The following is a 17,546-nucleotide window of genomic DNA, read 5'->3' as shown; positions in this document are numbered from 1 at the left end:
CCGGCTCAGTGGCCGGTGGCGAGTTCGAGGGCGGCCAGCGGGAGCGCACCGAGGACGTCGAGGGTCTGCTCGGTCGCGGTGCCGTGGGTGTGCGCCGCGACCGCGAAGCCGGGGCCGTAGGAGGCCGAGGCGACATCGGGCTCGCCGAAGTCAGACCAGCCCCACTTGGTGCCGAGGACGAACGGCAAACGGGCGGTGCCCCAATCCTGTTCGGTGCCGTCGGTGGCGTTCTCGCCGGCTTCGGCCATCCATTCGAGGATCGGGGAGTTGGGGTCGGTGCGCAGTTTGGCGTCCAGGAAGTCGGCGAGGTCCGCGGTGCTGGTGTAGGCCGCGCCCCAACTTCCCGCTGAGTGGGTGTCGGTCAGATGGTATTCCGCTGCAACGGATTTGAGTGCTTGTGGGTACTTGTTCTCCATCGTGGTGGCCGCGCCGTCGTCGGAGTAGCGGATCATTCGTTCGGCGAGGTCGCGGTCCGCGCGGGAGCCGTCGCCGTGCCGTAGGGCGTAGTCGGCGAGGTAGAGCTTCGTCAGCGACAGGCTGGTGCGTGCTTCGTGTTCGTTCGCGGTGCTCCAGTTCGCGCCGAAGGTGGAGCGGATGGAGATCGCGGTGCGTGGCGGGACCACCGCGGGATCGGGTGGCTCCGCGTCGGCGGTCGGCGAGAAGAGTGCGCAGTAGGTTGCCGCGGCGGCGGCCGCGGTCGCAACAGTCCGATAGCCCATCGTTTCCTCCTGGCTCGGCCCCCGGTGTGCTCTTCGACATAACACCGCTCAGCAGTGAACATGTGCTCGCGACACGCGGTTGCTGATCAATTGCCCATCTAGACCAGGGGGAGGCCGAGGCGGCGGCGCAGGCGCAGGTCGAGCAGATAGGCGTTGACCGGGAACATGCGGGCCTGGCGGGGGAGCCAGGTCTGGGTGGTGCCGATGGTGCGCAGGATGCGGTCCAGGGCGCGGTCGTCGCGGGCGGTCCAGGTGAAGCCCATCTGGTCGCGGAGGTGTTCGGGGAGCAGGCCCGCCACGACGAAGCGGTGCGGGCGAGCGAAGACGAGTTGGACCGCGCGGGGCAGCATCTTCAGATCGATCAGGTCATTGAAGTAGTCGCGGATCGGTGGATCGATGGTGGTGTCGGCCAGGTGGCTGTCCCAGTACGCGGCGAAGGCTTGCCGGTCGGCGGGCCACCTGTCCGGGCGCACCTGCAAGGTGGTGCCGAAGCGGGCGCTGTAGCGGTAGAAGGCATCGGCGGTCGGCTCGTCCATCGGGCCGTGCATGCGCTCGTAGAGGTCCTTCGCGCCCCAGTAAAGGCAAGCGGCAACCCACAATTGGAGGCTCGGATCGAAGGCGCTGTAGCGCACCGGACTCGACGCGGTCGAATGCACCGGGCGATGCGAGCGGTTGACGGCGTCGCGGTAATCGGCGCGCTCGGCGTCCGTGCCGAGCATGGCGACGGCGAGGTAGGTGACCGTGGTGCGCAACCGCTTGACCGGGTGCAGCATGACCTTTCCGCTGTCGACGGTGCTCTCCAGCACGCCGTAGCCGACCGGGCGGGTGCTGAGCTGCATGATGACGTTCGCGGTGCCGCCGAGCAGGCCGGCGATGCCGTCGATGAACCGGGTGATGTCGAGCTCGTCCGGCAACGCGGTCGCGGGCGTCGATGCGCGAAGTGGCCTGGTCATCGTTGACCCCTGTCTCATTGAGAAGGCTGTGCATGAACTGTCTCACCGCCTCATCTAATGTGTCAACGGTCACATCGAAGGTTCATTCAGCCGTGATCGGCCGAGGTGTCGGGGGCGCGGCCGGGTGGGCGAAGTAGTTTGGGCGCATGTCGTTCGGTACGCCGTTGCTGCTCAGTTCCCTGAATCCGCTCGCCGTCGCAGGCGGGGCGGACATTCCGGATGCCGTCACCATCGACGGGGTGACGCTCTCGCGCAGTGATCTGCTCGGTGCCGCGACCTCCGTAGCCGAGCGGGTGGCCAGGGCCGATCGGGTTGCGGTGCTGGCCAAGCCGACCGTGAGTACCGTGCTCGCGGTGGTCGGTTGCCTGATCGCCGGCGTGACAGTTGTTCCGGTGCCGCCGGATTCGGGAACCGCTGAGCTGGCGCACATCCTGGCCGATTCCGGGGCGCAGGCCTGGCTCGGGGAGGCGCCCGAGGGCAGTGAGTTGCCGGTGGTGCCGGTGCGGGTGCACGCCAGGTCATGGCATACCTATCCCGAACCCGACGCTACGGCAACCGCTTTCGTGCTCTATACGTCCGGAACGACCGGATTGCCGAAAGGTGTTGTCCTCAGCCGTGGTGCGATCGCCGCCGGGCTTGACGCGCTCGCCGACGCGTGGGCCTGGACCGCGAACGATGTTCTGGTGCACGGGCTTCCGCTGTTCCATGTGCACGGCTTGATCCTCGGTGTGCTCGGCCCGCTGCGCGTCGGCAGCCCGCTGGTGCACACCGGCAAGCCGACGCCGCAGGCGTATGCCGCCGCGCACGGCACGCTGTACTTCGGGGTGCCCACCGTGTGGTCGCGGGTTGTCGAAGATCCGGATGCCGCAAAGCAATTGGCCGACGCGCGGCTGCTCGTGTCCGGCAGTGCGCCACTGCCCGTTCCGGTGTTCGAGCGGTTGCGCGAGCTCACCGGTCAGGCGCCGATCGAACGCTACGGCATGAGCGAAACCATGATCACCCTGTCCACCCGCGCCGACGGTGAGCGCCGCCCCGGCTGGGTCGGCACTCCGGTGCGCGGCGTCCAGACCAGGCTGCGCGACGAAGCCGGCGCCGACGTCGCGCATGACGGCGAAAGCATCGGCGGCCTCCAGGTTTCCGGCCCGATGCTCTTCGACGGCTACCTCAACCGCCCCGACGCCACCGCCGAAAGCTGGACCGAGGACGGCTGGTTCAAAACCGGCGACGTAGCCGCCATCGACCCGGACGGCTTCCACCGCATCGTCGGCCGTGAATCGGTAGACCTCATCAAGTCCGGCGGCTACCGCATCGGCGCAGGCGAAGTGGAGACCGCCCTGCTCGGCCACCCCGCCGTCGCCGAGGCAGCCGTAGTCGGCCTCCCCGACCCCGACCTGGGCCAACGCATCGTCGCCTTCGTCGTACTACGCGCCCCCGCACCGACTTCCATCGAACAAGACCTGATCAACCACGTGGCCGACCAACTCTCGACCCACAAACGCCCCCGCGAGATCCGCATAGTCGACTCCCTACCCCGCAACGCCATGGGCAAGGTCCAAAAGAAGCGCCTCGCCTGACTCCCGCTCGCCGAGTGCTGGCACCTGCCACGCGCGAATCAGCCTCCCGCGCGCGAATCAGCCAGTGATTTCATGCGCAGCGCCCTCAAATGTGCGCAGCGGACTGAGTCGTCAGCAGCGTCGCCAGGACGCGCGCGCCGCTGGAACTGGCCGTGGTGCGCACGAATTCGCCTGTCGAGCACGAATCCGATAGCGATTGTGTGCGCGACACCTCGAAACGTGCGCGTCGGGCTGCCATGCGCGCGGCCGCAGTGCCGCACCGGCGCACGCTTGTCGCGCGCGAATCCGCTTGCTGCGCTTGGGTTCGCCTGCCGCGCACGAATCAGCTGGGGATTCTGCGCGCGGCAGGCGGAAGGGGGCGTGGCGGTGGGTCAGTCGTTGGCGTGCAGGGCGGCGTTGAGTTCGATGCCGGTGCCCTTGCGGGGCACCACTTCTACCGCGCCGGTGACGGAGTTGCGGCGGAACAGGAGGTTGTTCTGGCCGCTGAATTCGGCGGCCTTGACGACCGTGCCATCGGGGGTGGTGACCTTGGTGCCCGCGGTCAGGTAGAGGCCGGCCTCTACGACGCAGTCGTCGCCGAGGGAGATGCCGACGCCCGCGTTGGCGCCGAGCAGGGAACGATCGCCGATGGAGATGACGGTGGTACCGCCGCCGGAGAGGGTGCCCATGATGGAGGCGCCGCCGCCGACGTCGGAGCCGTCGCCGACCACGACACCGGCCGAGATGCGGCCCTCGACCATGGAGTTGCCGAGGGTGCCCGCGTTGAAGTTCACGAAGCCCTCGTGCATGACGGTGGTGCCGGAGGCGAGGTGCGCGCCGAGGCGGACCCGGTCGGCGTCGCCGATGCGCACGCCGGAGGGGATGACGTAGTCGACCATGCGCGGGAACTTGTCGATGCTGTAGACGGTCACCGGGCCGCGGGCGCGCAGCTTGGCACGGGTGGTCTCGAAGCCCTCCACCGCCGCCGGGCCGTGATTGGTCCACACCACATTGCTGAGCAGCCCGAACTGACCGTCCAGGTTCACCCCGTGCGGCCGGACCAGCCGATGCGAGAGCAGATGCAGCCGCAGGTAGACGTCGTGCGCGTCGACCGGGGCGGCGGACAGGTCGGCGATCGTCGTGCGCACCGCGACCACGTCGACCCCGCGCGCCTCGTCGAACCCGAGCAGCGCCGCGAACTCCGCAGGCGCGTCATCCAGCCGCTTCGTCCCCGTCTCGGCGAACTCGCCGAGCTCCGGGCTCGGGTACCAGGTGTCCAGCACGGTCCCGTCCGCGGTCACATTGGCAATACCGACTGCTGCTGCTCCCTGAATGCTCACGTCAACAGAGGTTACCGACCCATCCCCACCAGTGGTGAGCCCGCTCCGTCGATGTGCCCCACCACACGGCTACGGACGTGCCGCGCACCGATTCGCGTCACGCGCACGGAATCGCTGGCTGTGTTGTGCGCGGCGTACCAAGACATGCGCGGCCGCGCTCAACACGGCTCTCGTGCTGCGGCGCGCGCAGGTTAGCCGCGGACTGAATGACAGCTGCGCACAGGAGTGCAGCGCACTGATTCGCGTCACGCGCACCGAATCGGCGGCTGCTTCGTGCGCGGCGGGCGGATGCGTGCGGTGTCATGGCCGTTCTCGCGGCGTGCTGGTTGGCTGCGGTCCAGCGGCCGTCGCGTGACTAGGGTGCCGCGCACGGATCTGCGTCGCGCGCACGTTCTTGCCGTATGTTCGGCGCGCGGCATGCCGATCGGTGCGCGGCGGGCGGATGTGTGCGCGGTGCTTGGGGGGCGGTCGTAGGGTGGGGGCGTGACCCTCGACCTGCGTGCTGACCCGATTACGTTGACTGCTGCTCTTGTCGATATTCCGAGTGTTTCGCGGGACGAGGTGGCGATCACCGATCTCGTCGAGCGGGCGTTGCGGGAGCAGACGAGTGGGTTCGAGGTGGTGCGGCACGGGAATGTGGTGCTGGCGCGGACGAATCGGGGGTTGCCGACGCGGGTGGTGCTGGCGGGGCATTTGGATACGGTGCCGATCGCGGATAACGTGCCGGGGCATTTCACGGTGAACGCGGCGGGCGAGCGGGTGTTCTACGGGTGCGGATCGGTGGATATGAAGTCCGGCGATGCGGTGTTCCTGCATCTGGCCGCGACGGTGGCCGAACCCGTGCACGATCTGACGTTGATCTTCTACGACTGCGAGGAGATCGCCTCGGAGTTCAACGGCCTCGGGCATATCGAACGCGAGCTGCCGGAATGGTTCGAGGGTGATCTGGCGGTGCTCGGCGAACCGTCCGGCGGCTGGATCGAGGCGGGTTGTCAAGGGACGCTGCGGGTTCGGCTGTCCACCGCAGGCACGCGCGCGCATTCGGCGCGAGCCTGGCTGGGCGACAACGCGATTCACCGCCTGGCCCCGATTCTGCAGCGGCTGGCCGACTATCGGGCCCGCGAGGTCGACATCGACGGCTGCGTCTACCACGAGGGGCTGTCCGCGGTGCGCGCCTCCGGCGGGGTGGCGGGCAACGTCGTGCCCGATGCCGCCGAGGTGGAGGTGAACTTCCGCTTCGCCCCGGATCGCACGGTCGCCCAGGCCATCGAGCACGTCCGCGAGGTGTTCGCGGGTCTCGAGCTGACCTTCGAGGTGACCGACTCCGCACCCGGCGCGCTGCCCGGCCTGACCGCCCCGGCCGCCAAGGACCTGATCGCGTCGGTGAACAGCCACGGTGGCGGCGGTGTGCGCGCCAAGTACGGCTGGACCGATGTGGCCCGCTTCGCCGCCCGCGGCATCCCCGCCGTGAACTTCGGCCCCGGCGACCCCAACCTCGCCCACAAGCGCGACGAACACGTCCCCGTCGACCAGATCACCGCCGTCACCGCCATGCTGCGCAACTATTTGACCGGCGCAGTGGGCTGACTGACCCGCCTTATCTGTTCGATCACAACGGCGCTGAATCACGGGTTTGCTGGGGCGCAGGTTGCGGGCCCGTCTCGGGCCCGGGTCGAGCCACTGAACGTCGGACGACTTCTCGCCTCCAGGCAGTTGCGGTGCGCAGTCCCCGGTAGCGTGGGCGGTATGTCCACCGACGCCGCTGACCGCGAGGTTGCCAATACGCAGAAGTCGACAGCCAAGTTTCGCGGGCCGATCATGCTCCGCCGGGACCGCAAGGACGGGACCGGCACAGCCGACCGGAATTTGCTGGACAGGCGCGGCGACACCGATTGGGTACACACCGACCCGTGGCGGGTGCTGCGCATCCAAGCCGAGTTCGTCGAGGGTTTCGGCGCGCTGGCCGAGGTGCCGCGCGCGGTCACCGTTTTCGGTTCGGCACGCACCGGCCCGGATCATCCGGAATACCAGGCGGGCCGGGCGATCGGCGCGGCGCTGGCCAAGGCGGGTTTCGCGGTGATCACCGGCGGCGGCCCAGGCGCGATGGAGGCGGCCAACCGCGGCGCGTGCGAGGCGGGCGGTTACTCGATCGGCCTCGGCATCGAGCTGCCGTTCGAGCAGAGCCTCAACGACTGGGTCGATCTGGGCATCAACTTCCGCTACTTCTTCGTGCGCAAGACGATGTTCGTGAAGTACTCGGAGGCGTTCATCTGCCTGCCCGGCGGCTTCGGCACTCTGGACGAGCTGTTCGAGGCGCTCACCCTGGTGCAGACCCGCAAGATCACCCGGTTCCCGATCATTCTGTTCGGCAGCAGATATTGGTCCGGCCTGGTCGATTGGTTGCGCGATTCGCTCGGCGGCTCCGGCAAGATCTCGCCCGGCGACCTCGGCCTGATCCACGTCACCGACAGCGTCGAGGAGGTCGTGCAGATCATCCTCGCCAGCGCGGAGGGCAACGGCGCGGAAGACGTACTCGGCACGGAGGATCAGTGGTGAGCGAGCGGCCCTATTCCGTCTGTGTCTACTGTTCGGCAAGCACCGCCGATCCCACCTATCTTGCGCTGGCCGCCCAGGTCGGCACCGAGATCGCCCGGCGCGGTTGGCAATTGGTGTCCGGCGGGGGCAATGTCTCGATGATGGGCGAGGTGGCGACCGCGGCACGGGCCGGCGGCGCGAACACCATCGGGGTGATCCCGAAGCATCTGGTGCACCGCGAGGTCGCCGATGTCGATGCCGACGAGCTGGTCGTCACCGACACCATGCGGCAGCGCAAACAGATCATGGAGGACCGCGCCGACGCGTTCCTCACTCTGCCCGGCGGCATCGGCACCCTGGAGGAGTTCTTCGAAACCTGGACCGGAGGCTATCTGGGACAGCACAATAAGCCGGTGGTGTTGTTGGACCCGAACGGCTTCTACCGAGGCCTTTTCCAGTGGATCGACGAACTCTACGACCGTAAGTTCGTGCCCCAGCCCGCCATGGACCGCATTACCGTGGTCACCGATCTTTCGTCCGCCTTCACCGCACTGGAGGCGTGAGCAATACCTTCCTGATGAGGAGAGCTTCACAGTGAGTTCTGATGGCCGCTCGACGGTGAGCCTATTAAGCCTGGCCAAAAACCTGCCCGCGATGGCGCTCGAGGTACCGGCCATGCTGCGCAATGTGGCAGGCATGCTGGTCGGGCCGGACGACAAATCCTCTGTCGGGCTGTACTTTCAGCGTGCCGCGCATCGTCATCCGGACCGCACGTTCCTGCGCTTCGAAGGCATCGCATACACCTACGGCGAGGCCAATGCCGAGGTGAATCGCTACGCCGCGGTACTGGCCGCGCGCGGCGTGCAGCGCGGCAACGTGGTCGGCCTGTTGATGACCAATCGGCCCGAAACCCTGTTCACCGCACTGGCTTCGGTGAAACTCGGCGCCACCGTCGGCCTGCTCAACCACCACCAGCGCGACCAGGTGCTCGCGCACAGCTTCGGCCTGCTGAACAGCGTGCTCAACGTGGTCGGCGAGGAATGCAAAGAGGCGCTGGACTCGCTGGCCGAGCCGCTCGCGAATGTGTTGTCCGCCAACGATTTGCAGGCCGCCGCACAGGGCGCGGACGCCACCGACCCGCCGGTGTGCGCGGAAATCACCGCGAAGGAACGCGCTTTCCTCATCTTCACCTCCGGCACCACGGGCCTGCCCAAGGCCAGCGTAATGACGCACCTGCGCTGGACCAAGAGCCTGGCGGGTATCGCCGGACTCGGAATTCGCCTGCGCGGCAACGACACTCTGTACTGCTGCCTGCCGCTGTACCACAACAACGCGATGACCGTCGCGCTGTCGGCGGTGATCGGCTCCGGCGGCACCTTCGCAATGGGCAGGCAGTTCTCCGTGTCCCGGTTCTGGGATGAGGTGATCCGTGAGCAGGCAACGGGTTTCATCTACATCGGTGAGCTCTGCCGCTACCTGCTGAACCAGCCCGCCAAGCCGACCGACCGGCAGCACAAGGTCCGGCTTGCGGTCGGCAACGGGCTGCGCCCGGAACTGTGGGACGAGTTCAAGGACCGGTTCGGCATCAATCGGATCGTCGAGTTCTACAGCGCCAGTGAGGCCAACATCGCCTTCATCAACGCGTTCAGCGTCGACCGCACCGCCGGCTTCGGGCCGCTGCCGTACGCCGTGGTCGATTACGATGAGGAGACCGGAAAAGCCAAGCGCGACAAGGCCGGCCGGTTGCACAAGGTCGGCACCGGTGGTGTCGGGTTGCTGCTGTCCAAGGTCACCGACCGTTCACCGTTCGACGGCTACACCGACAAGGACGCCTCCGAGGCGAAGCTGGTCCGCGACGGCTTCGAGCAGGGCGACATCTGGTTCGACACCGGCGATCTGGTCCGCGATCAGGGCTGGCATCACATCGCCTTCGTCGACCGGCTCGGCGACACCTTCCGCTGGAAGGGCGAGAACGTCGCGACCACCGAGGTCGAGGGCGCACTGACCCGATCCCACGCGCTGTCCCAAGCGGTCGTCTACGGCGTAGATGTGCCGGGCACCGACGGTAAGGCGGGTATGGCGGCCGTGACGCTGAGTCCGGATACCGAATTCGACGGTAAGGCGATCGCCGGGCAGGTTTATCAGCAGCTGCCCGCCTATGCCGTCCCACTGTTCATCCGCGTCGTCAAGGAACTGGAGCAGACCTCCACCTTCAAGAGTCGCAAGGTCGAACTGCGCAAGCAGGGCTACACGTCCGACGGCGACGGCAGCCTGTACGTCCTCGCGGGCCGCGCCGACGGCTACGTTCCCTTCTACGACGACTACCCCGCCGACGTAGCCGCAGGCCGCGCACCGAAGAACTAGCCTTACCGCCCAGCGGCCGGCCTGACCGTCAGCAAGGCCGCTGGGCGGAGACACCGCTGGCACACCGGTCGGTACAGTCAGAGAATGTCTCGCACCACCGCAACGCCGCTTCCTACCTTGTGCGGCAAGCCGGTGGCGACCGATCGGGCGCTGGTGATGGCGATCGTGAATCGCACCCCCGATTCGTTCTATGACAAGGGCGCCACCTTTACCGACGAGGCCGCCATGGCGGCCGTCGCCCGCGCGGTGGACGAAGGCGCGGATCTCGTGGATATCGGCGGCGTGAAGGCGGGACCGGGCGCACTGGTCGACGCCGCGGAGGAATCGCGCCGGGTGGTCCCGTTCGTCGCGGCCATCCGCGAGAAGTATCCGGAGTTGCTGATCAGCATCGACACCTGGCGGGCCGATGTGGCGCTGGCGTCGGTGCGGGCGGGCGCGGATCTGATCAACGACACCTGGTCCGGCGCCGACCCTGACCTGGTACCGGTCGCCGCCGAGAACGGCGTCGGCATCGTCTGCAGCCACACCGGCGGACAGGTCCCGCGCACCCGCCCGCATCGTGTCCGTTACGCCGACATTGTGGCCGAAGTGACCGAAACATTGGTCCTGGCGGCCGAAAAAGCGGTCGCCGCGGGCGTGCGGGCGGATTCGATCTTGATCGATCCGACCCATGATTTCGGCAAGAACACTTATCACGGGCTCGAGTTGTTGCGCGGAGTGGACGTTCTTGTAAATACCGGGTGGCCTGTCTTGATGGCACTCAGCAACAAGGATTTCATCGGGGAGACTCTAGGTGTCGATCTTTCCGAACGGTTGGAGGGCACATTGGCAGCAACAGCATGGTCGGCAGCCGCCGGCGCCCGAGTCTTCCGAGTCCACGAAGTCGCCGCCACCCGGCGAGTAGTGGACATGATCGCCGCGATCCAAGGCATCCGGCCCCCAGCACGCACCCTGCGAGGTTTGGTATGAAATTCCACCACCCCCACGGCCGCGAACACAGCCCCGCGTGGGCGACGACAAACACCTGGGACAGCCCCCACTGGTCGGTCGACGAACTCGTCGCCGCCAAAGACGGCCGCACCGTTTCGGTGGTGCTGCCCGCGCTGAACGAAGAAGACACCGTCGCCGACGTGGTGGCCAGCATCATGCCGCTGCTCGGCACCCTGGTCGACGAGCTGATCGTGCTCGATTCCGGCTCGACCGATGCCACCGCCGAACGGGCCGGCGCCGCGGGCGCCGAGGTGATCAGCCGCGAGCAGGCGGTGCCCGAACTGGACCCGGTGCCGGGCAAGGGCGAGGTGCTGTGGCGCTCGCTGGCCGTCACCAGCGGCGATCTGATCGCCTTCGTCGACTCCGACCTCATCGACCCGGATCCGGAATTCGTGCCGAAACTGCTCGGCCCGCTGCTCACGGTCGATGCGATGCACCTGGTCAAGGCCTACTATCGCAGGCCGCTACGGCAGGGTGGTGCGGTGGACGCACACGGCGGCGGCCGGGTCACCGAGCTCGTCGCCCGTCCACTGCTCGCCGCGCTGCGGCCCGAGCTCTCCCAGGTGCTGCAGCCGCTCGGCGGCGAATACGCGGGCACCCGCGAGCTGCTCACCGCGGTCCCGTTTGCGCCGGGCTACGGCGTGGAGATCGGGTTGCTGCTCGATACCTACGATCAGCTCGGCCTGTCCGCGATCGGGCAGGTGAACCTCGGGGTGCGCACGCACCGGAACCGCCCGCTGGCCGACCTCGGCGTGATGAGCAGGCAGATCCTCGGCACCGTGCTCGGCCGCAGCGGCGTGCAGGACTCCGGGGCGGCGCTCACCCAGTTCCCGCTGGTCGGGGATGCCTTCACCGCGCACAGCACCGAGGTGTCGCTGGCTGATCGACCGCCGATGAATACGCTGCGCCCCGAGTGGGCGGCTGCCTGACCGATATCTCGACGCGCGAACCCGGGTGCCGGTAGCACCCGGGTTCGTTGCTTTTTATCGAAAGTCATGGGCTGGCAACACATGCTCGTTGTTTGACAAGCATGTTTGCTGACTGGACGCTAGAGTGTTGTTTGGTCTTACGTTCGCATTCTGTACTTCAAGATGCCGCCCCTAACGCGCGCTCATGAGCAGGAGATACGTCTATGACTATTGGTGAGCTACCCAAGCAGGACACCCGGCAGCCAGAGTTCGCCGGTCCCGATTACACGCTGGCGACACTGCGAGTGAACGGCCACATTTTCCCGGTGGCGCTGGAACCTCGGGTCAGCCTGCTCGACGCCCTCCGCGAATACCTGCGGCTCACCGGCACCAAGAAGGGGTGCGACCAGGGAGCCTGTGGCGCGTGCACGGTGTGGGTCGACGGTAAGCGTGAATTGTCCTGTCTCACCTTGGCATTGAGTGTGGAGGGGCGTGAGATCACCACGATCGAGGGTGTTGCGGAGGGGGAAGAGCTGCACCCGGTGCAGCGCGCGTTCATCAGCTGCGACGGCTTCCAGTGCGGGTATTGCACGCCGGGACAGATCATGTCGGCGATCAAGTGCATCGAAGAGGGGCATACCGACAGCGACGAAGAGATCGCCGAATGGATGAGTGGCAATATCTGCCGCTGCGCCGCCTACCAGAACATCAGGGACGCGATCAAGAGCGCGCGCGACGAGATGGGTGAAAACCGATGAAGCCCATCGCCTTTGCCCGCGCCGAGACAGTGGACCAGGCCCTTGCCGCGGTGACCGCCCGCCCGAACACCGTATTCCTCGCCGGCGGTACCACTTTGGTGGACATGCTGCGGATCGGCGCGATGGAGCCGGACAACGTCGTCGACATCAACCGGCTGCCGCTCACCGATCTGGAGCACCGCCCGGACGGTGGGCTGCGCATCGGCGCGATGGTCCGGATGGGCGAGGTGGCCGCCGATCCCGGTGTCGTCGAACGCTTTCCGTTCCTGTCCATCGCCCTGTGGAAGGGCGCGTCCGCGCAGGTCCGCAATATGGCGTCGATGGGCGGCAACCTGATGCAGCGGGTGCGCTGCCCGCAGTTCCGCGACGTCGCGTTCGCCTGCAACAAGCGGGAACCGGGCAGCGGATGCGGCGCACTGGACGGACTGCACCGCGGCAATGCCGTATTGGGCACCAGCGAGCACTGTTTCGCCATGCACCCCTCCGACATGGCCATCCCGCTGACCGCACTCGACGCGGTGGTCCACGTGCAGGGACCGCGCGGCACCCGGGCCATCGCCTTCGACGATTTCTTCCTCTTGCCCGGTGACACACCGCATCTCGAACATCCGATCACCGCCGACGAGCTCATCGTCCGAATCGACGTGCCGCCGTTGCCGTTCGCGGCGAACTCGCACTATCTGAAGGTGCGCGACCGCGAATCCTATGAGTTCGCCGCCGCTTCCGCGGCCGTCGCGCTGGATCTGGCGGACGGCGAGATACGGGATGTCCGTATCGGCCTCGGCGGTGTGGCGACCAAGCCGTGGCGCGCCAAGATGGCCGAGGCGCTGCTGGTCGGCAAGCCCGCGACGAAGGAGAACTTCGCGGCCGCGGCCGCCACCGAGCTGGCCGCCGCCGACGACAGCTATCCGATGAATCGGTTCAAAATCGAACTGGCACAACGCACCATGGTGCGCACCCTGGAGATGGTGACCGAGCGGATCGCGCAGCGGGGAGGCCGGAAATGAGCACACCCACCGTCCCCAAGCTCGTCGGCCAGGGACTCGACCGCATCGACGGGCACGCCAAAGTCACCGGCGCCGCGCGCTACACCGCCGAGATCCCGATGCCGAACGCCGCATACGGCGTCATCGTCGGCGCCGAGATCGGCAACGGCACAGTGAAATCCATCGACGTCAGCCACGCGCTGCGTGCCGGTGCGGTCGCCGTGCTGACCCATGAGAATCTGCCGCGCGTCGCGCCGGTGCCACTGCTGCCGTCCATGTTCGGTCAACCTGCGCCGGGGCAGAGTTTCTTTCCCATGCAGGACACCACAATCCACTACTTCGGTCAGCCGATCGCCGTCGTAGTCGCGGACACCTTCGAGGTCGCGCAGCAGGCCGCCCGCCTGGTCGAGGCCACCTATGACAAGCGGCCCGCGCTGGTGCGCCTGGACGACGGACGTGACGAGCAGTACCCGCCGGACAGCATCTTCGCGGGCCAGATCCCGGCGTCCCAGTCGCGCGGCGATTTCGCGAGTGCGAGTAAGGCCGCCGCGCACACCGTAGACGCGACATTCCGGTTCGCCGCCAACCATCACAATCCGATCGAATGCTCGGTCACCGCCGCGATGTGGAACGGGGATTCGGTCACTGTCTATGACGCCACCCAGGGCATCGTCGCCAGCCAGCTGACCATCGCGGCACACCTCGGTATTTCGCCGAGCAAGGTGCGCGTTGTCACCGACTATGTCGGCGGCGGGTTCGGCGGCAAAGCCATGATGTGGCCGCACGTGACGCTCGCCCCGCTGATCGCCCGGGAGCTGGGCAGGCCGATCCGGGTGATCCTGAATCGCGAGCAGATGTTCTACGGCACCGGATTACGCGAGGAGCAGGAGCAGCGCGTCACCCTGGTCTGTGACGCCGAGGGCCGGTTCACCGGCCTGCGTCACCACAAGCTTTCCGTCACTTCGCATTTCGACGACTGGGCGGAGCCGTCGCTGGAGGTGGCGAGCAAGGCCTACGGAATTCCGCACTGGGAGGGCCAGTATCGGCTGATCAAGGGCAACACGATGACGCCGACCTTCATGCGCGGGCCCGGCGAGGCCTCCGGCATGGTCGCGCTGGAATGCGCCGTCGATGAGCTCGCCGAACAGCTCGGCGCGGACCCGGTGGAACTGCGGCTGCGCAATCATGCCGCCGTCGACCCGGAGAGCGGAAACCCGTGGAGCTCGGACGGTTACCCCGAATGCCTGCGGCTGGCGGCCGAGCGGTTCGGCTGGGACGGTCGTCAGCAGACCCCCGGATCGCATACCGACGGGAACTGGCTCATCGGCTGGGGCGTCGGCACGGCGGGCTACCCGGTGTACGAACCGGGCCAACCGCAGCGAGCGCACGCCAGGCTGCGGTCGGACGGCTCGCTCGTTGTCCAGGCGGGCACCCAGGAGTTCGGCACCGGTGTCGCGACCGCCATGTCGCAGGTCGCCTGCGACGCCATGGGCATGCCGTTCGATCGGATCCGCTTCGAGATCGGCAATACCGACTACCCGAACGTCGCGGCCACCGTCGGCTCGATCGGTGCCAGCGCTGTCAGCTCCGCGGTACACACTACCTGTACCCAGCTGCTCGCCCAGCTCATCGAGATCGCGGTCGCCGACATCGACTCACCGCTGCGCGGCCGCACGCCTGACGAGATCGAAGGGGTCGAGGGTGTACTGCGGCTGATCGATGATCCCGCAGTGTGCGACGCCTACGCGGATGTGCTGGAGCGGAACCATCTTTCGGATATCGAGACGACAGGTAGCTGGCGGCCTGCCACCACTCCGGCGCCGTACGGGAAGATGAGTTTCGGCGCCCAGTTCGCGGAGGTCGCCGTCGATCCGGAGCTGGGGTTGATCAGGGTCCGCCGCATGGTCGGCGCCTTCGCCCCCGGCCGGGTGCTCAACACCAAACTGGCGCGCAGCCAGGTGCTGGGCGGCATGAATTGGGGTCTGTCCCAAGCACTTATGGAGGGCTCGCTGCCCGACACCCGGGACGGTCGCTGGGCCAACGCGTCGCTGCTGGAATATCTGCTGCCGGTCAACGCCGATGCCCCCGAGGTCGACATTTCGTTCGTGGCGGTCGATGACACCGTGGTGAACCCGTTGGGCGTCAAGGGGATCGGCGAACTCGGCATGATCGGCGCCGCCGCCGCCATCGTCAACGCCGTCCATCACGCCACCGGTCGCCGCTTCCGCGACATCCCACTCCGCATCGAACACTTGATCTGAGACATCCCGCATCACCCTCGATTTCCCACACACATGCGATTTCCTGTGCGGGAAATAGGGTGGTGCGGCGGGTCAGCGGTGGATGGGGCCGTTGATGCGGTCGAGGGGACGGGCGGAGGCGTTGCCGCGCTCGGCGAGGATCTGCGCGGCGATGGAGATCGCGGTCTCGTCCGGTGTCCGTGCGTTGAGGTCAAGGCCCAGTGGGCTTTTCAGCCGTGCCAGCTTGCTCTCGGTGACGCCCGCGGCACGCAGGCGTTCGGTGCGTTCGGCATGCGTGCGCCGGGAACCGAGGGCGCCGACGAAGGCGATCTCCTCGATGTCCAATGCCGCCGCGATCGTCGGCACGTCGAACTTGGTGTCGTGCGTGAGCACACAGACCACGGTGCGGCCATCGATCCGCCCCGCCTGCTGCTCGTTGCGCAGGTACCGATGCGGCCAATCCACCACGACCTCGTGCGCGGACGGGAATCGTGCCGCGGTGGCGAAGGTTTCGCGGGCGTCGACGACGGTGACCCGGTACCCGAGCTGACGACCGGTCCGGCTCAGCGCGCGCACGAAATCATTGGCGCCCGCCAGGATCATCCGCGCGGGCGCACCGAAGACCTGCACGAAAACCCGGGGCCTGGGGGAGGCGTCGGCCTCGCATTCGTCGGCGCCGACCACCCCGCTACGACCCGCGGTGAGCAGCGCGAGTGCGTCCCGATCGACGTCGTGCCACGCCTCCGTCGAGTCGGTTCGCACCAGCTTCCACTCCGCGGTGGTATCGAGCCTGGTGGCCAGCGCGACCGGCCGACCATCCGCGATCTGCCGCCGCAACTCCGACAGCATCGGGACGTGATCCGAGGCCACCCGTTCGACAAAGACCTCGATCTCGCCGCCGCAGGTCAGCCCCACCGCGATACCGTCGCCGTCGGCATAACCGAACCGGTCGGTCACCGCATGACCGGTGGTCAGCACCTGGCGCGCCGACTCGACGACCGCGGCCTCCACGCAACCACCCGACAGCGACCCGAACACCTCGCCGGCCTGCGTGACGATCATCGCGGCACCGGATTCACGCGGCCCGGGGCCGGTCGTATCCACCACTCGCGCCAAGGCCACCGGGCCCTGCCCCGCCAGCGATGTCAACTGCTCGAGCATGGCGCGCATAAGCACGGGTCCTCTCTCGAGCGGGCACGCCGGAGTTGACCGGCTACATCGAGCCTAGCTACTCGAAAGCTATCCGGCCGGGCAGCGTGCGTCAGGACTCCGTGGTCGGCTGCGCGGCCGCGTGCTCCAGTTCCGGCGCGACCAGGCGTTCCGCCGCCTCCTCGGTCGGCGCGTGCTCCTCGGCGAGTCGCGCCTGCAGCGCGGCGACGGTCAGTTGTCCCGGCGACTTGCTCGGTCGTCGCAGGACGGTGGTGATCAGGATGAGCAGGCCGAGCGCCAAGACGGCGCCGCCGACCGTGACGAGCAGATTCATCACTGCCTCCTCAGGTCACGCATCAATCGGTCTCGCGGAGTGCGAGACCGGGTGGGACCGTGCCGGTGTGGAAATAGCCGGCGAACACCTCGGCCGCGTCTTCGGCCGTGAATACCTCGTCGGGATAGATCCACGGCGCGGGCATACTCTCCGGCACCTGCACACAGATCTCGGGCTCACCGTCATGATCAACGGCTCGGCCGACGGTGCACAGGTGGGCTACCCCGTCGACGACGGAGCGGAGCTCGATGAACAGCGCGTCCGCCGAACCGGTGCATCGCAGGTAGTTCTGCCCGGGGGCGGAGCTGATCGCGGGGCTGATGTCGGCCGACCGCATGGGTGCGGGCAGGCAGGTCAGCTGGACCGAATAGCGGTGGTGGCCATCCAGTCTGCGCAGTGGGCGCAGAAAGTTGTCGATGGTCTCGCCCGCACCGATGAACAACTTCAGCCGGTCGCTGTAGGTGACCCGGTGGGTCGTGATGATCGGGTCCGCCGCATCGACAGTCGCGGGCTGGGCCTGCTGCGAGCGCACCGTCCGGACAGTGGGCGCGGAACTGGCCGCCGTCGAAAGTTCAACACTCATCGAGCTCACCTATCACGCATAGTTAATGTCTAGCTATTCAAGCATTGCACCAAGATTTCCCGAACGGAAGAGTGGAGTGACCCGCGACACAATTTGGTCACGACAGGTATCGGCGGCCATCGGCCACACGCCCG

At 67.4% G+C, this 17,546-nt stretch carries 16 protein-coding genes; 10 read left to right on the top strand and 6 right to left on the bottom strand.

All coding sequences use genetic code 11. The features are described from left to right. Positions 1-5: 5 nt before the first annotated feature. Together ABZ942_RS12250 and ABZ942_RS12245 are read right to left on the bottom strand one after the other, a co-directional pair. Complete coding sequence (locus ABZ942_RS12250; RefSeq protein ID WP_357381070.1) at positions 6-719, bottom strand: hypothetical protein; 714 nt, start codon at positions 717-719, stop codon at positions 6-8. 98 nt (positions 720-817) lie between these two features. After that, positions 818-1,672, bottom strand: coding sequence for an oxygenase MpaB family protein (locus ABZ942_RS12245; RefSeq protein ID WP_357381068.1), 855 nt, complete (start codon positions 1,670-1,672; stop codon positions 818-820). A gap of 146 nt (positions 1,673-1,818) precedes the next feature. On the opposite strand from ABZ942_RS12245, the gene ABZ942_RS12240 reads away from it, so the two are divergent. Further along, complete coding sequence (locus ABZ942_RS12240; protein ID WP_357381066.1) at positions 1,819-3,246, top strand: acyl-CoA synthetase; 1,428 nt, start codon at positions 1,819-1,821, stop codon at positions 3,244-3,246. A 371-nt stretch (positions 3,247-3,617) separates the two neighbouring features. On the opposite strand, the gene dapD is transcribed toward ABZ942_RS12240, so the two are convergent. Continuing rightward, a complete protein-coding gene (gene dapD, locus ABZ942_RS12235) occupies positions 3,618-4,565 on the bottom strand; it encodes a 2,3,4,5-tetrahydropyridine-2,6-dicarboxylate N-succinyltransferase (RefSeq protein ID WP_357381064.1) in 948 nt (315 codons plus the stop codon). Between the two features lie 483 nt (positions 4,566-5,048). On the opposite strand from dapD, the gene dapE reads away from it, so the two are divergent. The 9 genes from dapE (at position 5,049) to ABZ942_RS12190 (ending at position 15,367) form a co-directional block, all read left to right on the top strand. After that, positions 5,049-6,152 (top strand): succinyl-diaminopimelate desuccinylase, encoded by a 1,104-nt coding sequence (gene dapE, locus ABZ942_RS12230; protein WP_357381062.1) that lies wholly within the window; start codon positions 5,049-5,051, stop codon positions 6,150-6,152. Positions 6,153-6,311: 159 nt separating this feature from the next. After that, a complete protein-coding gene (locus tag ABZ942_RS12225; protein WP_357381060.1) occupies positions 6,312-7,121 on the top strand; it encodes a TIGR00730 family Rossman fold protein in 810 nt (269 codons plus the stop codon). Beyond that, complete coding sequence (locus ABZ942_RS12220) at positions 7,118-7,663, top strand: TIGR00730 family Rossman fold protein (RefSeq protein ID WP_357381058.1); 546 nt, start codon at positions 7,118-7,120, stop codon at positions 7,661-7,663. The genes ABZ942_RS12225 and ABZ942_RS12220 overlap by 4 nt, the downstream gene beginning before the upstream one ends. A 31-nt stretch (positions 7,664-7,694) precedes the next feature. Then, a complete protein-coding gene (locus ABZ942_RS12215) occupies positions 7,695-9,464 on the top strand; it encodes a long-chain-acyl-CoA synthetase (protein WP_357381056.1) in 1,770 nt (589 codons plus the stop codon). Positions 9,465-9,548: 84 nt separating this feature from the next. Then, positions 9,549-10,433: a dihydropteroate synthase gene (gene folP / locus ABZ942_RS12210; protein ID WP_357381054.1), complete on the top strand. Its 885-nt coding sequence runs from the start codon at positions 9,549-9,551 to the stop codon at positions 10,431-10,433. Beyond that, entirely contained in the window at positions 10,430-11,383 is a 954-nt protein-coding gene (locus tag ABZ942_RS12205) for a glucosyl-3-phosphoglycerate synthase (protein ID WP_357381052.1), read from the top strand. The genes folP and ABZ942_RS12205 overlap by 4 nt, the downstream gene beginning before the upstream one ends. 269 nt (positions 11,384-11,652) lie before the next feature. Beyond that, positions 11,653-12,120: a (2Fe-2S)-binding protein gene (locus ABZ942_RS12200; RefSeq protein WP_357381879.1), complete on the top strand. Its 468-nt coding sequence runs from the start codon at positions 11,653-11,655 to the stop codon at positions 12,118-12,120. Next, a complete protein-coding gene (locus ABZ942_RS12195; RefSeq protein ID WP_357381050.1) occupies positions 12,117-13,127 on the top strand; it encodes a xanthine dehydrogenase family protein subunit M in 1,011 nt (336 codons plus the stop codon). Before ABZ942_RS12200 ends, ABZ942_RS12195 begins: the two co-directional genes overlap by 4 nt. Further along, a complete protein-coding gene (locus ABZ942_RS12190) occupies positions 13,124-15,367 on the top strand; it encodes a xanthine dehydrogenase family protein molybdopterin-binding subunit (RefSeq protein WP_357381049.1) in 2,244 nt (747 codons plus the stop codon). The genes ABZ942_RS12195 and ABZ942_RS12190 overlap by 4 nt, the downstream gene beginning before the upstream one ends. A 72-nt stretch (positions 15,368-15,439) precedes the next feature. Here the strand turns inward: ABZ942_RS12190 and ABZ942_RS12185 are convergent, their stop codons facing one another. The 3 genes from ABZ942_RS12185 to ABZ942_RS12175 form a co-directional block, all read right to left on the bottom strand. After that, the gene (locus tag ABZ942_RS12185) at positions 15,440-16,516 is read right to left on the bottom strand and encodes an XdhC/CoxI family protein (protein ID WP_357381047.1); all 1,077 of its coding nucleotides are present in this window, start codon (positions 16,514-16,516) and stop codon (positions 15,440-15,442) included. 91 nt (positions 16,517-16,607) lie between these two features. Beyond that, positions 16,608-16,829, bottom strand: a complete 222-nt coding sequence (locus ABZ942_RS12180; RefSeq protein ID WP_357381046.1) for a hypothetical protein — start codon at positions 16,827-16,829, stop codon at positions 16,608-16,610. A 22-nt stretch (positions 16,830-16,851) separates the two neighbouring features. Further along, a complete protein-coding gene (locus ABZ942_RS12175; RefSeq protein WP_357381044.1) occupies positions 16,852-17,412 on the bottom strand; it encodes a hypothetical protein in 561 nt (186 codons plus the stop codon). Positions 17,413-17,546 lie beyond the last annotated feature (134 nt).

Source organism: Nocardia sp. NPDC046473 (genome assembly GCF_040645995.1).
Lineage (GTDB): Bacteria > Actinomycetota > Actinomycetes > Mycobacteriales > Mycobacteriaceae > Nocardia.
This window is presented reverse-complemented; position numbering and strand designations above follow the sequence as displayed.

Bases quoted from the DNA above. Each gene is read 5' to 3' on its own strand.
- ABZ942_RS12190 (WP_357381049.1), top strand. From the start codon at position 13,124: ATGAGCACACCCACCGTCCCCAAGCTCGTCGGCCAGGGACTCGACCGC.
- ABZ942_RS12195 (WP_357381050.1), top strand. From the start codon at position 12,117: ATGAAGCCCATCGCCTTTGCCCGCGCCGAGACAGTGGACCAGGCCCTT.
- ABZ942_RS12225 (WP_357381060.1), top strand. From the start codon at position 6,312: ATGTCCACCGACGCCGCTGACCGCGAGGTTGCCAATACGCAGAAGTCG.
- ABZ942_RS12245 (WP_357381068.1), bottom strand. From the start codon at position 1,672: ATGACCAGGCCACTTCGCGCATCGACGCCCGCGACCGCGTTGCCGGAC.
- ABZ942_RS12205 (WP_357381052.1), top strand. From the start codon at position 10,430: ATGAAATTCCACCACCCCCACGGCCGCGAACACAGCCCCGCGTGGGCG.
- ABZ942_RS12180 (WP_357381046.1), bottom strand. From the start codon at position 16,829: ATGAATCTGCTCGTCACGGTCGGCGGCGCCGTCTTGGCGCTCGGCCTG.
- ABZ942_RS12185 (WP_357381047.1), bottom strand. From the start codon at position 16,516: ATGCGCGCCATGCTCGAGCAGTTGACATCGCTGGCGGGGCAGGGCCCG.
- ABZ942_RS12250 (WP_357381070.1), bottom strand. From the start codon at position 719: ATGGGCTATCGGACTGTTGCGACCGCGGCCGCCGCCGCGGCAACCTAC.
- ABZ942_RS12240 (WP_357381066.1), top strand. From the start codon at position 1,819: ATGTCGTTCGGTACGCCGTTGCTGCTCAGTTCCCTGAATCCGCTCGCC.
- folP (WP_357381054.1), top strand. From the start codon at position 9,549: ATGTCTCGCACCACCGCAACGCCGCTTCCTACCTTGTGCGGCAAGCCG.
- ABZ942_RS12175 (WP_357381044.1), bottom strand. From the start codon at position 17,412: ATGAGTGTTGAACTTTCGACGGCGGCCAGTTCCGCGCCCACTGTCCGG.